The sequence below is a fragment of the Aliidiomarina sp. genome (assembly GCF_047920995.1).
Taxonomy (GTDB): Bacteria; Pseudomonadota; Gammaproteobacteria; order Enterobacterales; family Alteromonadaceae; genus Aliidiomarina.
In genome coordinates this window covers 1-13,808 of the sequence record NZ_JBLRWZ010000028.1, presented here as the reverse complement: position 1 = coordinate 13,808, position 13,808 = coordinate 1, and the positions used below count along the sequence as shown (strand labels likewise).

Below are 13,808 nucleotides of genomic sequence, written 5' to 3'. Positions count from 1 at the left end.
GAGTAACTATGTTAAATAAAATGATGTGGGCAATTGCGTTATGGGCTGCTTTAGCCGTTACCAATATTGCCTTTGCACACAGCGCATTGATATTTTCATCACCGGGTAACAATACCCAGTTAACTGAATCTCCAGAAGCGATTCATTTGGAATTTAACGAAGATGTACGCTTGTTAGCACTTGAGCTGAGCGGCGAAAATCAAGGTGGTGTAGAGATCGATTTTCAGCGCAACCGAGCGGCTACCGATGTATTTCATGTAGATTTACCGCATCTGCAAGATGATACTTATACTATTACCTGGACCCTGATCGGTGCTGATGGGCATCGCGTATCCGGAACCATCTTATTTGCTCTGAATACAGCAGAGTAAACTAGCAGATGGATTGGGATATTGGCGTAGCCATTAACCAAGCGTTGGTTTATGTAGCGGTTGCCGGGGTGCTTGGAGGCGGCTTTAGCCTATGGCTGTGCGCGCGCTACGGGCCATCCTCGGCTAATTCGTTGCCGCTAACGGTGCAAGTAATGCAGCGGGTAAAACGGCAAATATGGGTGAGCGCTGGGTTGGGTATTATTTTTGCCATCGGCGGCTATTTAGCCTTTATTGGCAGTATCAATCAGAGTGGGCTATCCGGGATGTTGGATAGCGAATTGATGCTGTTTTTGCTGTACGATCCGCCCGGCAAAGTAGCCATATCCCAGTTGGTTTTATTCATTATACTGGCAGGTGCACTGCCGTTTATCGTGCGCAAGCCAGCAGCGCTGCTATGTTGTGTGGTAGCACTTTTGCTGCCCATTACCTTTACGTTGCGCGGGCACTTGGCAAGTGCGCCGGGTTGGGCCCAAGTGTTGCTTGTGCTGCACGTGCTGAGTATGAGCTTGTGGGCTGGCGCGTTGTTACCGTTGTGGTTAATAGCGCGTAGCAAAACGGTGCAGCAGTGGCAAACTGTATTTGTGAAATTCGGCCATTTTGCTCAGGTAATCGTGGCAATGCTGTTATTTTCTGGCGTGGTAATGCTGCTGTATTTGTTGGCTAGCCCTGCCGATTTGCTTACGCTATATGGCTTGGCTGTTAGTTTGAAGTTAGCGGTGGTGTTGGTATTACTGGCTTGTGCGGCAATCAATAAATATTGGTTAGTACCTAAGTTACAGGATGCTCAGCGAGCGGTGTGGTTAGTGCGGGTGGTATACCTAGAGATGCTTTGTGTTATGTTTATTTTTGCGATCACTGCTACCTTTACTCTGGTGATAGGCAAGCCATAGTTCGGTATCGTTCTGGCGCTGGCCCTTATTCTGTAAAATAAACTTCGTGGCTTCGTAATCATATGATTCGATTTGTGCAATTAAAACGCGAGATACTGGCCAGCATTCGCTATCACCGGCGTTCGCTATTGGCCTTTCATGTGTATTTTGCGCTGCTGTTGCTCACGGTGCTTACGCCCTTGAGTGTGTGGTTGTTGCGCGGGTTGGTAAAGCTGAGTGGGGAAACGCTAGTGGGCAATGAAGCCTTGCTAGCGTTTTTGTTTAATCCTAGCGGTGTACTGTGGTTATTGGTTTCGGCCACCTTTGTGGCAGTGTTTGTGTTCCTGCAACATGCCGGCATGATGCTGATAACCAGCCGCGATGGCGCCGGTAAATTTCACACTGCGGCCGGTGCACTCTGGTTGGTAGTGAAGCGTTTACAAGCATTACTGGCCTTGGCGGGGATACAAGTGGCGGTGCATTTAGCCTTGTTGCTGCCTTTGCTAGGCGTAATTGGCTGGGCATTTCAGCGCCTACTAGGCGATTACGATATTTATTTTGTAATTAACGCCCACCCACCTGAGTTTTGGCAGTTTTTGGCAGTGCTTGCCGTTGCCGCGATTTGGATCATTATCGTGCATGGCAGCATTCACCTACGTTGGGTGTTGGCGTTGCCCTGCATGCTTCTGGAAGAATGCTCACCGCCGCGCGCCCTGCGCCGCAGTGCCGAGCTTACCAAGGGCTCACGCCATAAAATCGCTTTTATTGTGCTTACCGTAGCCGGTATTGTGGCATTGCTACCGATCCTTATTTCCGTGCTATTTGATACTCTGGGTTGGGGTATTTTCGCGGTATTACCAGCGCAGAAATGGTTGGTACTCAGCGCCATTGTGCTGTTGTTATTTAGTTATACCCTTACCAGTTTAGTGGCAAGCTGCATTGGTGTGAGTATCAATAGTTTGCTGATGCTCAGGCTCTATCAACAATACGCCGGCCGAGAAATGTGCCGTGGTGCTCACACCGAACCGCGGAACACGGGTTTGTTTGCCATAGGTATCGAAGCCGTTTTAGTGGTGTTTGCGCTGGCGCAAGTGGCTTATGCTTTGCAAGTGTTTCAGCAGGGTGAAGAGGTACTGAATATTGCGCATCGGGGCAATTCTTGGGATGCACCTGAAAACACGCTTGCTGCCATAGAGCGGGCGATAAATGATGGCGCCGATTATATAGAACTTGATGTGCGCCACACAGCCGATGGTGAGTTAGTGATTATCCACGATCGGGATTTATTACGGATTGCCGATGATCATCGCCCCATTTGGAATGTGAACTATACTGAAATTGCTAATCTGGATGTAGGCAGTTGGTTTGCGGCTAAATTTGCTGATCAGCGCTTGCCTACATTGGCGCAAACGGTGGAATTCATGCGAGGCCGCGCTGGATTGTATTTAGAAATTAAAGGCGCGCCGCAAATGCCAGATTTAGTGCCCATGGTAGTGGCAGAATTACAGCGCTTGGAGTTTATTGACGATACAATGTTGGCTTCGTTAGCACCGCAGGATTTGTGGCAGGCGCAACAATTGGAGCCTGCGTTGCGTACAAGTTTGTTAGTACATACTTCGGTGGGTAGGCTTGAAGGGCAAAATGTTGATGCTCTAGCATTGCGGGCAGCACTAGTTTCGCCGAGCACAGTAAGCCGAATTCGCCGCTATGATCATGCATTGCATGTATGGACATTAAACGATACTGCGAGTATGCAACGCATGCTGGATTTAGGTGTAGATGGCATTATTACCGATAGGCCCGATGTGCTGGCGCAAGTGCTGCAAGAGCGAGCCGAAATGAACAGTGTGGAACGTTGGTTATTACGGGTAAGGAATCGATTATGGTAGCTGGTGCAGAAGATGACATTGCCCAACGTTATGTAGCTAGCCCAGTGGGCACTCTGCGTTTACAGGCGATAACTGCAGGAGTTGTGGGGCTAAGTTTTGCTGGAGTGGCAGCGCCCTGTGCCCGTGGCTACCATTCCCATAATCAAGCAAATACGTGGTTGGATAGGCTTGAGCAGCAGCTACATGAGTACTTTCAGGGCTCATTGCATTATTTTGATTTGCCGCTTGCCCCAGCCGGCACTGCCTTTCAACAACAAGTATGGCAAGCGCTGTGCAGCATTCCTTATGCTGAAACCTGCTCTTACCGTGATTTAGCCGAGCAAGTGCAGCGGCCAAAAGGCTTCCAAGCGGTGGGGCAAGCGAACAGCCGCAATCCGATTGCAATTGTGATACCGTGTCATCGAGTGATTCAACATGATGGTAGCCTTGGTGGTTACGCAGGTGGTAGTGAACGCAAAATGTGGCTACTGGCGCATGAGCTGAAGATGCATAAACAACAAGGGCATGAGCACAACGAAGATGAGCACGCTAAAAGTAAGTTTAATATTCCTGTTTCTTCTCACCTTAAGTGCGTGCGCTGATCGTAATCCGCTAGCACGCTCTGATTGGCCAAACCATGAACTTCCAACTATTGCCCATATGCTCAGTGAGCTGAATGAATTTCAGCTTTCCGATTGGAAGGGCTGCAATACTGATTTTGAACGTGGGCAAATTTTGGGTAATGCTGGTTATCAGCAGTATTGGGTTTGCTGGGGTACTACCTCTTCCGAGCACCGCTATGCAATTACATTGTTAGCAGCGCCCGGTAATGAAAAAGGCGCGCAGTTGAAACTTGAGTTTTTGCGCGGCAATGAGTTTGGCCAAAATGCCTTAATATCTACATTTTTGCGCATGGCGGGTGTATCTCGGGAGGATGAACGCATGCGGATGCGCTCTGATATCAGCCGCTATTTAATTACGCCACCGCCGGTGCGGGCAATGATTCAGGCCAGTTTAACCCCTAATGGCTTGCCATTAGATATGGGCTACAACATGCCCCGCTCAGGCTATACAACCTTACAAATCCAAATTCCCGCGCGCCGCCAAGAGGTGGAAGAGGAATAACCTAGAGCTAATAACTAGCTGAATACTCAGATTTGCGCATCACTAAACTGTACATTACCGGCACCACGATTAGCGTAAGTAGGGTAGCGAAACCAAGCCCAAACATAATGGTTACTGCCATGCTGGCAAAAAACTCGTCAAACAACAGCGGTATCATCCCTAAAATGGTGGTTACTGCTGCCATACCCACCGGGCGCACCCGGCTTACCGCCGCATCTACTAAGGCTTGATAGCCAGATTTGCCGCTGCGTTCTTCAGTAAGCACCTGTTCTAACAGTACAATACCGTTCTTAATCAGCATGCCGGTAAGGCTTAAAATACCCAGTAATGCCATGAAGCTAAAGGCTTGATTGGTAAGCAATAGGCCCAAGGTAACGCCAATAATGGAAAGCGGCACGGTGGTCCAAATCACGATGGCACGGCGCACTGAACTAAACAACAGCACGGTAATAATGAACATCGCCAAGTAGCCTAATGGCAAGGTTTTAAATACCGCTGCTTGCGCTTTGCTAGAGGCTTCATGTTCGCCACCCCAAGCCATTTCGTAGCCGGGTGGTAACTGAATTTCAGCAATAGCGGCTTCTACGCGGGCAAAGATTTGCGCTGGCGTTTCATGATGATTTGGATCCGCATCGGCCATTACGGTTAAGGTACGCTTGCGATCTCGGCGGTGAATAATTTGCTCTTCCCAATCCAGCGGCATGGCATCTACCACTTGCGGCATGGGGATATAGCGATTAAGAGCCGGGCTAAATACCTGAATATCCTGCCACTGCTCTAAATATACCCGCTCATTTTCTGGCGCGCGCACTAAAATTGGCAACAGCTCGGTACCATCGCGATACACACCCACGCGTTTACCGCGGAAGTTGGCCAGTAGTAAATCATCTACATCTTGCTTACTAATGCCCACTCGGCGCGCATGGGTTTCATTAAATTGCGGGCGTAATACCTTGGTGCGTTCACGCCAATTATCGCGCACAAAGCTAAGGCCGGAATCGGCATTCAAAATTGCTTGCGCTGCAGCCGATAATTGCCGCAGCACATCAGGATTTGCGCCACTAAAACGCACCTCAACGGCTGCTTTAACCGGTGGTCCAATTTCCATGCGGCGAATTTTTTGCCGGGCATCAGGGTGAGCGCTGGCAATGTATTTACTGGTTTTTGCCATTAACCCGGGCAGCTGTTCACCCGCTTCGGCACGTACAATAAGTTGCGCATAGTTTTCATGCTGCAGCTCAACAATGTAAGGCAAGGTAAAACGCGGTGCTCCTTGGCCGATAGTGGTGGCCACTTGCGTTACCCCAGTTTGCCCCAACAACCATTGCTCTGCACTGGCCACATCATCGGCGGTGGCGCGAATATCGGTGCCCTGCGGATACCAAAGATCTACGTAGAACACGGGGGTATTTGAGCTTGGGAAAAAGCTTTGTTTTACTTGCGTAAAGCCGATTACCGAAACCACCAACAGCGCGCCCATTAACAGCATAGTAAGAAGCCGAAAGCGGAGCGCTGTTGTTAACAGTTTACGGTAGCCGTGATAAATTTTGTTGTTATAAAGGGCTGCATTATTTTCCGCAACTTTTACGCCTTTCCGGAACAGCCTATCGCCCAAGAATGGAATGAGTATCAGAGCGGTGATCCAGCTTAAACTCAGCGATATCAACAGCACCCAGAACAGTGAGCCGGCAAATTCACCGGTGGCATCTTTTGAAAGGCCAATAGGTGCGAAGGCTAAAATAGCAATTACCGTAGCACCTAGTAATGGCCATGCATTTTGCCGCAGCACATCTTGGGCGGCGCGCAGGCGATTTTGCCCTCGCTGAATACCTACCAGCATGCCTTCGGTAATTACAATGGCATTATCTACTAGCATACCCAGGGCGATAATCAGCGCGCCTAAAGACACCCGATGCAGGTTGATATCGGCAAGGTACATAAAAATAAAAGTACCCAGTACGGTGAGCAGTAATACGAAACCGATCAAAAAACCACTGCGTAACCCCATGGTGAGGAGTAGTGCCACAATTACGATAAACACCGCTTGCATTAGGTTAGTTAAAAAACCACTTACCGAGCGATCTACTTCTGCAGGCTGGTCATAAATCGTATTTAGTTGCATGCCGATAGGTGTGGCGTAGGTTAGCTCAGCAATGCGTTCGCGCAGATCTTTACCTATTTCCACCACGTTTACGTTGGCGGCGAAGGAAATGCCTAGCCACAGTGAGGGTTCGCCATCGTAGCGCAGCAGATGGCCAGGGATAGGTTCTACTTGCCGATAGATATCAGCAACATCGCCCAAGTAAATCTGCTCGCGCGCGCCAGGGTTGCTAATAATCAGAGTGCTAAGTTGCTCTACCGAAGTGAATTCACCACTGGTAGCAAAGCGCACTGCATCATTGCCTAAGCGCACGCGGCCCGCATTAGAAATAGTATTTTGCGTAGCGAGGAGTTCATAAATACGTTGCGGCGGAATACCTAAATTGGCTAATCGAGCCCGCGATACTTCCGCAACTACTTGCTCTTGTTGTCGGCCACTAATGATTACTTTAGCCACGCCCGGCACGAGCGCTAGTTCACGGCGCAGGTACTTGGCATGGTCGTGCATGGCAGGCAAGGAATAACCATCACCGGTAAGTGCTAGCAGCACGCCGAATACATCTGAGAAATCATCGTTTACAATAGTTGGGCCAGCGCCAGGAGGTAACCGGGAGTTCGCATCATTCACTTTGCGGCGCAGTTCGTCCCAAATTTGTGGTAGCTGCGCAGAACGATAAGTTTCCTTTACCTCAACCATGATCTGCGAGCGGCCAGGCATCGAGGTAGAGGTGATGTGATCTACGTACGCCAGTTCTTGCAATGCATTTTCGAGCAGAACGGTTACTTCTTCCTCTACTTGTTCCGCTGAAGCTCCCGGGTATTGGGTTACCACAAGGGCTTGCTTAATGGTGAACTCTGGATCTTCTAAGCGGCCTAAGTTTTGTAGGGCAACAAAACCACCAATCAGCAATACCAGCAACAACAGCCAAGATGAAGTGGGGCGTTCAATACTATAGCGAGCGATATTCATGTTTTATAGCCCTCGCTCACGAACCCATGGGCGCACTGCTTGGCCTTCCGTAAGTTGATGCACTCCGGCAATTACGATGTGCTCACCGAACTGCAGCCCATCAAGTATGGTTATGCTACTACTACTGGCGCTGCCAACCGTTACTTGGCGAGCACTTAGGCTACCTTGGTTGCCTGCTGCTGGCTGATATACCCACACCATTCGTACATTGCTGGCTAGTTCGGTATGAGGAGGAGTAAACACAGCGCTAACGGGAATTTGCACAGCGCCCGTACTATCGGGTAGTACTAAACTGCGATCGATAAGTACGGTGGCGCTCATGCCGGGCAAAATATTGCCGGTTTCCGGCTTCGGTAGAGTAAACACTACGCGGTAGGTGTTGGTAGCAGGGTCAGCAATGCGATCCCATTCCCGCACTTGTCCGGCAAATGTTTGCCCGGGTAGGCTTTCGAAAATAATATCCGGCTGATAGGTAAGATCACGGCGCACTTGCGCAAACAGCTGTTCTGGCACTTGAATGCTTACATCCACCATATCATCTACATGTAGGGTAATAACGGGCTGTTGCGGGCCTACGTTTTCATGTAAATCCACATGTAAGTTAGCGATTACTCCAGCGAAAGGAGCGTGCAAACGGGTATAGCTTAAGTTGGTTTCGGCAGTATTTAAGTTTGCTCGAGCAACTTGTAGCTCAGCTTTAGCTTCATCAAATTGCGAGCGAGGAATAATATTTTCATTAGCTAATTGCGCAATACGATCGTATTGCGCTTGGGCAAGCTCTGCCCGTGCCCGCGCTTGCTCGGCGGTAAGTTGATAATCGGTAGGATCGAGCGCAGCAATTAAATCATCTTTGGCTACTTCATGGCCTGGGCGCCATGGTATTTCTACTAGCTCACCACCTACTCGGAAGGTTAAATCGGCGGTTTGTGTAGCCGCTACTACTGCCGGAAAACGGCGAATATCGCTGGCCTGCTCGCTGCCCACAGTAATTAGTTTTACTGGCCTTAGCGGCGGTTCGGCAACATCCGTTTGCGGCTCACTACAAGCACTTAACAATAATGCCGCAGCTAAAGTTAACGTGATGCTTAGCGCAAGGGTAGCGCCCTTGCGCTGGCTTTCGAGTGCGCGAGAAAAACATGCCTGCAACATTGCCCATTCCTTCCTTTTTTACTAATGCGGAAAATAAATTCTACTAGGTGCCGACGGACAGAAAATCCTTTTACCAGCAATGAAAAGTATTGTAGTAGATAAGAACGTAAAGTAATATTTAAATTAATTTGTTATTTAATTAAATAATACTTAATAAGATTGCAGAGCCATTATATGGAAAGCTAGGTAATGAAGATTTGGCCACTACGGGTGTTATTAAAGGTGCTTGAACTTGGGAGCTTGCAAGCTGCAGCGCAGCAATTGCACAGAACCGCTCCCGCACTCAGCATGGCATTGCAGAAACTGGAAGAAGACGTTGGCTTTGCATTACTGAACCGCTCAGGGTACCGCCTGCAGCTAACGCCACAGGGTGAGCAGTTTTGCCGCCATGCAGAAGAATTACTGCGCCAACATGATCGCTTAAACTCGGTGGTATTGCAGCTTCGTGAGGGCGCTGAGCCGCAATTGCGCATCGCGTATGATTATACCTGCAATCCAGATTTGCTTTTACAAGCATTAAAACAGGTGCAACAGGAGTTTCCGGTTACTGAGGTAATTGTTGCGGGCCATTCCCAGTTAGAAGCTCTGCGTGATGTGCAACGCGGCGATGCCGATATGGCCCTTACACCCTGGTTACCTACGTTTCAGCAGTTGGCTGATTTTGAAAGCCTACGCATTAGCGATTTTCGCTTGGTGGTGGCGCTTTCAGAAAGCCTAGTGAGCGAATACGGGATGCCGAAAAGCCGTGATGAGCTGAGTAAAATACCTTATATCTTGCCGCGCGAGCTGAACATGGGCATTAACCCTGAGAAAATTTATCGTATGTCGGGCAATTCCCGCTTGCGAGTAAATGATGCCCATACCTTAGTGCAGTACTTAAAAGCGGGCATGGGCTGGGGCTTAGTGCCCCTTGATTTAATTCGCCGGGAAGTAAAGCGTAAGCAGTTAATAACCATTGATATCCCGGGTTTCTTAGACCATATCCAAGCAGAAGTACATTTGGTAAAGCTGGCTTCTAAACACCTTGGCCCCGCAGGTGATTCGGTTTGGCAGGCGTTTGCGAAAACCGAAGGGCATGCGTGTAGGTAGCTGGGGCTTAGGAATTCGCTTCGTTTTAATCGCGTATATAATTTACCCAATGCTTTTGCATTTCTAAAAAAGTGAGCGAAGCAGACCAAGTAATTAGTGTAAAACCGGTAAGCGCTTGGCTACCATAAAGGAATCGGATACTACCTTCAGGAACAATGTCTCCAAAACCCAGCGTAGTAAATGCTGTTGCTGATAAGTATACTAAATCGAGAAAATTAACATCATGGGCATAACGAATACTTCCAGCCAATTCAAAATTAAGCAAGCATGCAGCGGAGCCGGCAAACATCCATATTTGGGCAATGTGCGTGATGATAAGAATAAACACTAAGGTTAGCATACGCCGGCGCTTAGCGAACTTGCGCTGTTCGATATAGCGAATTGTGCGCATTGCAACTTCGTGATGAATAACTACGGCTAAGGTTACCGTTATTATGGTGACAAGTACTATAATGAAATCTACATAGGTTAATGTGTGCATGCTTTGAATTCTTATTTATAAGCTAACTTACTGACATTGATATAGGCTAAATTAGCAAATTCAGCTCTATAAAACAGTTTAATCGCAGAATTAGTTCCACAGCAATTGAATTTATAACCAGGGGATAAGTAATGTTGGAAGCAGTATGGATAGGTTTTGCTTTTATAGTGGGGTTATTCGTCCGTGCATTGGGCCTGCCAACATTAGTAGGTTATTTAGCCGCAGGGTTTGTTATTGCGGCAGTATCGCCTTATTTAGGTCTTCCTGATAATGGTCAAAATGTAATCGACCACGTTGCGCATTTGGGCGTTTTGCTACTGTTGTTTACGGTAGGTTTAAAACTTAATGTGCGAAGTTTAGCGAAACCTGAAGTGCTTGGTGTGGGCGTGGTGCACTTTATTATTACGGTTGCCATCATGTTTATGGCAACCCGCTGGATTTTCGGTGTTGAATTCTACAACGCTATTTTATTGGCAATTGCACTTGGTTTTTCCAGCACCGTTCTGGCCGCGAAAGTATTAGAGGGTAAGCGGGAGCTGGGGGCATTTCATGGGCGAGTTGCGATAGGAATCTTGATCGTACAAGACTTGATTGCACTGGTTGTGATGACTGTTGCTAATGATCAAATTCCTTCGCCTTGGGCTTTAGTTGTATTTGCATTACCGCTATTAAGACCTCTGTTGTATCGCTTGCTCGATGCTACAGGCCATGACGATTTACTGATTCTCTTTGGTTTGCTTTTAGCGCTCGTTATTGGTGGTTATGGATTTGAGTTGGTTGGTTTAAGCTCTGAGTTGGGGGCGTTGGCATTTGGTGCTGTGTTAGCCAAGCACCCTAGGGCAGGCGAGCTTGGAAAGGCATTGTGGGGTATTAAAGAGTTCTTTTTAGTAGGATTCTTTTTAAGTATTGGCATGGGTGGCCTTCCGAACCTTGATGATTGGGTTTTTGCTGGGTTCATGTTACTGCTGATTCCTGTGAAAATAGCGCTGTTTTTTATATTGCTTATTCTGTTTAAACTTCGAGCCCGCAGCTCATTTTTGTCTGGTTTAAGTTTGGGGAATTATTCTGAATTTGGCTTAATTGTAGCCAGCGTTGTTTTGCCGGAGTATTTGATACCGTTAGCGTTGTTGGTGGCATTATCCTTTGTTATTTCAGCGCCTTTAAATGCAATGGCGCATACCTTATACGAACGCTTGAGTGATAGGCTGGTTAAATTCGAGCGCGATACCAGACATCCAGATGAGCAGCCTGTAGAACTTGGTGATGCCGAAGTATTGGTGATGGGCATGGGCAGAACAGGAACGGCCGCTTATCAATATTTGAGTGGGAATCATAAAGTAATCGCCATGGATTCAGATCCGGTTAAAGTTGAACAGCATAAGAAGAATGATTTGAATATTTTTTATGCAGATGCCGAGGATAGAGTATTTTGGCAGAGCTTAGATTACGGTGATATTGAGGCAGCAATTTTATGTTTAAGCGATTGCGAGGCGAATGTTACTGCGGTTACTAAATTACGGAAGTTTGGTTTTAACGGCTTAATTGTTGCGCATAGCTTGCATGAAGATGAAGCCGACCGTGTACTAAAAGCGGGTGCCGACCAAGCCTATTTAACTATGGCAGAGGCCGGAGCTGGTCTTGCCGAGCATGTGCGGCAAAAGCTTGAGGGCTAATATGTTATTTTTCTTTCATGGGCTAGAAAGCGGGCCGCATGGTTCGAAGTACCACCTAATGAAGGCTGTGCATCCTGAATTACAGGCGCCTGATTTTCAAGGTATGGATTTAGCCCAACGCCTTGCCGTTGCAGAGCAAGAAACCCGTGGGCTTTCTGGGGTTACGTTGGTGGGCTCATCTTTTGGTGGGCTATTGGCTGCTCGGCTCTATAGCCTGTATCCGGAACGCTTTAAAAGCTTGCTGTTGCTGGCGCCGGCGGTGCATACGGAAGAAGGTGAACAGGTAAGTGAAATGCCACCTGCATCACGAGTGCGGGTAATTCATGGCAATGCCGATGAAGTGGTGCCGCACGATAAAGTGGCAGATTTTTGTAAGCGCTTCGGTATTCAGTTGATTACCGTGGCGGATAGCCACCGGCTTGCTGCAGAGGGCTCCCAAGATATGATATTATCTGCTCTTAGTGATATTTACTCTACGAGAAACTAGCTTTGCAAATTTGCACCAATGAGATCCCTTTAATTCGTCACCTTGTTCACGAATCATTAGCCGATTATGAATTACATCACTTGGCGCCGCACGTTGCCCCACCGAGTACGTTAAGTATTCTGCGGCGTGAAGCTGCGCGTGGCATTGTGCAACGGCAAGAGCAGGGGAATACCAAAATTCTACTGCTTTATACCGAGCGTTATGATGATTTTAGCTTTCCAGGCGGCGGTATTGATGCAGGCGAACACCCTATTGTAGGCCTTAAGCGCGAGTTAAGTGAAGAAACCGGGGCTCGCGATATTCAAGTGTTACGTGCCCACGGTAAAGTTACCGAGTATTTGCCTACTTGGAAGCAGGGTTTCGATGTGATGCATCAAACTTCTTATTGGTTCCATTGTGATATTGCCAGTGAATTAGGCGATAACAACTTAGAAGATTATGAAGTAAATAATGGCATGTCGGCGCACTGGGTTTCCCTTGCTGAGGCGGTAGCGCACAACCAAGCGGTAATTAGATCCCGGCCGAGCAGCATGGGGTTATCGATTCATCGAGAAACTCTCGTACTCGAGCAGTTGCTTGCTACACCAGAATAGAGCAGTTCCCGCTTGTATCCTCGCCAGATTGAGCGAGGGTTTACGCGGAGTTTTGCTAAACAACCCAAGTATTAACGCAGCATTATAAGTACCATAAATTGGATGAATGGCTGTTATCAGCCTTGTAGTACCAGTGCTCATTCATTTTCTACGCGGAATCGCGTATAATTCAGCCGTTTTCAAATCGCCTACGCTTGTTTCGTGTTGAACCAAGCGGGGGCTTTTATTAAGAGGAATTATTTGTGTTAGAACAATACCGTGCACATGTGGCCGAGCGGGCCGCCGAAGGAATTCCAGCAAAGCCACTTTCAGCAGAACAGGTTTCTGAGTTAGTAGAGCTTTTGAAAAACCCACCAGCAGGTGAAGAAGATTTCTTATTAGAGCTATTAAGTGAACGCGTGCCTCCAGGCGTTGATGAAGCAGCTTATGTGAAAGCTGGCTTCTTAGCTGCTATCACCAAGGGTGAAGTAAGCAGCCCAGTAATCGATAAAGCACTTGCGGTAAAATTATTAGGCAACATGCACGGCGGCTACAACATCGTAACCTTAGTTGAGTTACTTGATGATGCCGAACTTGCTGAGCTTGCTGGCGCAGAGTTAAAAGAAACCATTTTGATGTTTGATGCTTTCCATGATGTGGAAGCGCGCATGAAAAAAGGTAATGCGGTAGCGAAAGATGTAGTGGAATCTTGGGCCAAAGCGGAATGGTTTACCAACCGCCCAGAAATGCCAGAAAAAATCACCACCACCGTATTTAAAGTAACGGGCGAAACCAACACCGATGATTTATCACCTGCACCAGATGCATGGTCGCGCCCCGATATTCCTTTGCATGCCAAAGCAATGTACAAAATGCCACGTGAAGGCATTACGAACGCAGCAGAGCAAATTGAAGAGCTGAAGAAAAAAGGCCACCCAATTTCTTTCGTTGGCGATGTTGTAGGTACTGGCTCTTCGCGTAAATCAGCAACGAACTCTGTGTTGTGGTGCATTGGTGAAGATATGCCAGGTACACCGAACAAGCGTTCTGGTGG

General features: G+C 47.9%; 12 protein-coding genes and 1 pseudogene. 10 read left to right on the top strand and 3 right to left on the bottom strand.

From position 1 onward, the window contains the following. Positions 1-8: 8 nt before the first annotated feature. From ACNA7P_RS08445 to ACNA7P_RS08425, 5 genes are all read left to right on the top strand, one after another. Positions 9-371 (top strand): copper resistance CopC family protein, encoded by a 363-nt coding sequence (locus ACNA7P_RS08445; protein ID WP_416258182.1) that lies wholly within the window; start codon positions 9-11, stop codon positions 369-371. Positions 372-379: 8 nt separating this feature from the next. After that, entirely contained in the window at positions 380-1,261 is an 882-nt protein-coding gene (locus tag ACNA7P_RS08440; RefSeq protein WP_416258181.1) for a copper resistance D family protein, read from the top strand. A gap of 62 nt (positions 1,262-1,323) precedes the next feature. Next, complete coding sequence (locus tag ACNA7P_RS08435; RefSeq protein WP_416258180.1) at positions 1,324-3,129, top strand: glycerophosphodiester phosphodiesterase family protein; 1,806 nt, start codon at positions 1,324-1,326, stop codon at positions 3,127-3,129. Then, positions 3,123-3,710 carry a methylated-DNA--[protein]-cysteine S-methyltransferase gene (locus ACNA7P_RS08430; RefSeq protein WP_416258179.1) on the top strand — a complete coding sequence of 196 codons (588 nt, stop codon included), beginning with the start codon at positions 3,123-3,125 and terminating at the stop codon, positions 3,708-3,710. Before ACNA7P_RS08435 ends, ACNA7P_RS08430 begins: the two co-directional genes overlap by 7 nt. Then, entirely contained in the window at positions 3,649-4,233 is a 585-nt protein-coding gene (locus ACNA7P_RS08425; protein ID WP_416258178.1) for a hypothetical protein, read from the top strand. Before ACNA7P_RS08430 ends, ACNA7P_RS08425 begins: the two co-directional genes overlap by 62 nt. 7 nt (positions 4,234-4,240) lie before the next feature. Here ACNA7P_RS08425 and ACNA7P_RS08420 read toward each other — a convergent pair whose 3' ends face one another. Together ACNA7P_RS08420 and ACNA7P_RS08415 are read right to left on the bottom strand one after the other, a co-directional pair. Further along, entirely contained in the window at positions 4,241-7,303 is a 3,063-nt protein-coding gene (locus ACNA7P_RS08420; protein ID WP_416258177.1) for an efflux RND transporter permease subunit, read from the bottom strand. A 3-nt stretch (positions 7,304-7,306) separates the two neighbouring features. Continuing rightward, positions 7,307-8,452 carry an efflux RND transporter periplasmic adaptor subunit gene (locus ACNA7P_RS08415; protein WP_416258176.1) on the bottom strand — a complete coding sequence of 382 codons (1,146 nt, stop codon included), beginning with the start codon at positions 8,450-8,452 and terminating at the stop codon, positions 7,307-7,309. A gap of 189 nt (positions 8,453-8,641) precedes the next feature. Here ACNA7P_RS08415 and ACNA7P_RS08410 point away from each other — a divergent pair, with 189 nt between their 5' ends. Further along, a complete protein-coding gene (locus tag ACNA7P_RS08410; protein WP_416258175.1) occupies positions 8,642-9,541 on the top strand; it encodes a LysR family transcriptional regulator in 900 nt (299 codons plus the stop codon). A gap of 25 nt (positions 9,542-9,566) precedes the next feature. Here ACNA7P_RS08410 and ACNA7P_RS08405 read toward each other — a convergent pair whose 3' ends face one another. Next, complete coding sequence (locus tag ACNA7P_RS08405; protein WP_416258174.1) at positions 9,567-10,022, bottom strand: ion channel; 456 nt, start codon at positions 10,020-10,022, stop codon at positions 9,567-9,569. Positions 10,023-10,153: 131 nt separating this feature from the next. On the opposite strand from ACNA7P_RS08405, the gene ACNA7P_RS08400 reads away from it, so the two are divergent. From ACNA7P_RS08400 to ACNA7P_RS08385, 4 genes and pseudogenes are all read left to right on the top strand, one after another. Then, positions 10,154-11,695: a cation:proton antiporter gene (locus ACNA7P_RS08400; RefSeq protein WP_416258173.1), complete on the top strand. Its 1,542-nt coding sequence runs from the start codon at positions 10,154-10,156 to the stop codon at positions 11,693-11,695. Beyond that, positions 11,670-12,182 (top strand): alpha/beta fold hydrolase, encoded by a 513-nt coding sequence (locus ACNA7P_RS08395; protein ID WP_416258199.1) that lies wholly within the window; start codon positions 11,670-11,672, stop codon positions 12,180-12,182. The genes ACNA7P_RS08400 and ACNA7P_RS08395 overlap by 26 nt, the downstream gene beginning before the upstream one ends. Before the next feature lie 2 nt (positions 12,183-12,184). Next, positions 12,185-12,775, top strand: coding sequence for an NUDIX domain-containing protein (locus ACNA7P_RS08390; RefSeq protein WP_416258172.1), 591 nt, complete (start codon positions 12,185-12,187; stop codon positions 12,773-12,775). 242 nt (positions 12,776-13,017) lie between these two features. After that, positions 13,018-13,808, top strand: a pseudogene (locus tag ACNA7P_RS08385) (aconitate hydratase B); the annotation flags it as partial.

What these genes read in the sequence shown, in the direction of transcription:
- ACNA7P_RS08430 (WP_416258179.1), top strand. Translation starts at nt 3,123, where the DNA reads ATGGTAGCTGGTGCAGAAGATGACATTGCCCAACGTTATGTAGCTAGC.
- ACNA7P_RS08425 (WP_416258178.1), top strand. Translation starts at nt 3,649, where the DNA reads ATGAGCACGCTAAAAGTAAGTTTAATATTCCTGTTTCTTCTCACCTTA.
- ACNA7P_RS08410 (WP_416258175.1), top strand. Translation starts at nt 8,642, where the DNA reads ATGAAGATTTGGCCACTACGGGTGTTATTAAAGGTGCTTGAACTTGGG.
- ACNA7P_RS08440 (WP_416258181.1), top strand. Translation starts at nt 380, where the DNA reads ATGGATTGGGATATTGGCGTAGCCATTAACCAAGCGTTGGTTTATGTA.
- ACNA7P_RS08415 (WP_416258176.1), bottom strand. Translation starts at nt 8,452, where the DNA reads ATGTTGCAGGCATGTTTTTCTCGCGCACTCGAAAGCCAGCGCAAGGGC.
- ACNA7P_RS08420 (WP_416258177.1), bottom strand. Translation starts at nt 7,303, where the DNA reads ATGAATATCGCTCGCTATAGTATTGAACGCCCCACTTCATCTTGGCTG.
- ACNA7P_RS08435 (WP_416258180.1), top strand. Translation starts at nt 1,324, where the DNA reads ATGATTCGATTTGTGCAATTAAAACGCGAGATACTGGCCAGCATTCGC.
- ACNA7P_RS08400 (WP_416258173.1), top strand. Translation starts at nt 10,154, where the DNA reads ATGTTGGAAGCAGTATGGATAGGTTTTGCTTTTATAGTGGGGTTATTC.
- ACNA7P_RS08395 (WP_416258199.1), top strand. Translation starts at nt 11,670, where the DNA reads ATGTGCGGCAAAAGCTTGAGGGCTAATATGTTATTTTTCTTTCATGGG.
- ACNA7P_RS08445 (WP_416258182.1), top strand. Translation starts at nt 9, where the DNA reads ATGTTAAATAAAATGATGTGGGCAATTGCGTTATGGGCTGCTTTAGCC.
- ACNA7P_RS08405 (WP_416258174.1), bottom strand. Translation starts at nt 10,022, where the DNA reads ATGCACACATTAACCTATGTAGATTTCATTATAGTACTTGTCACCATA.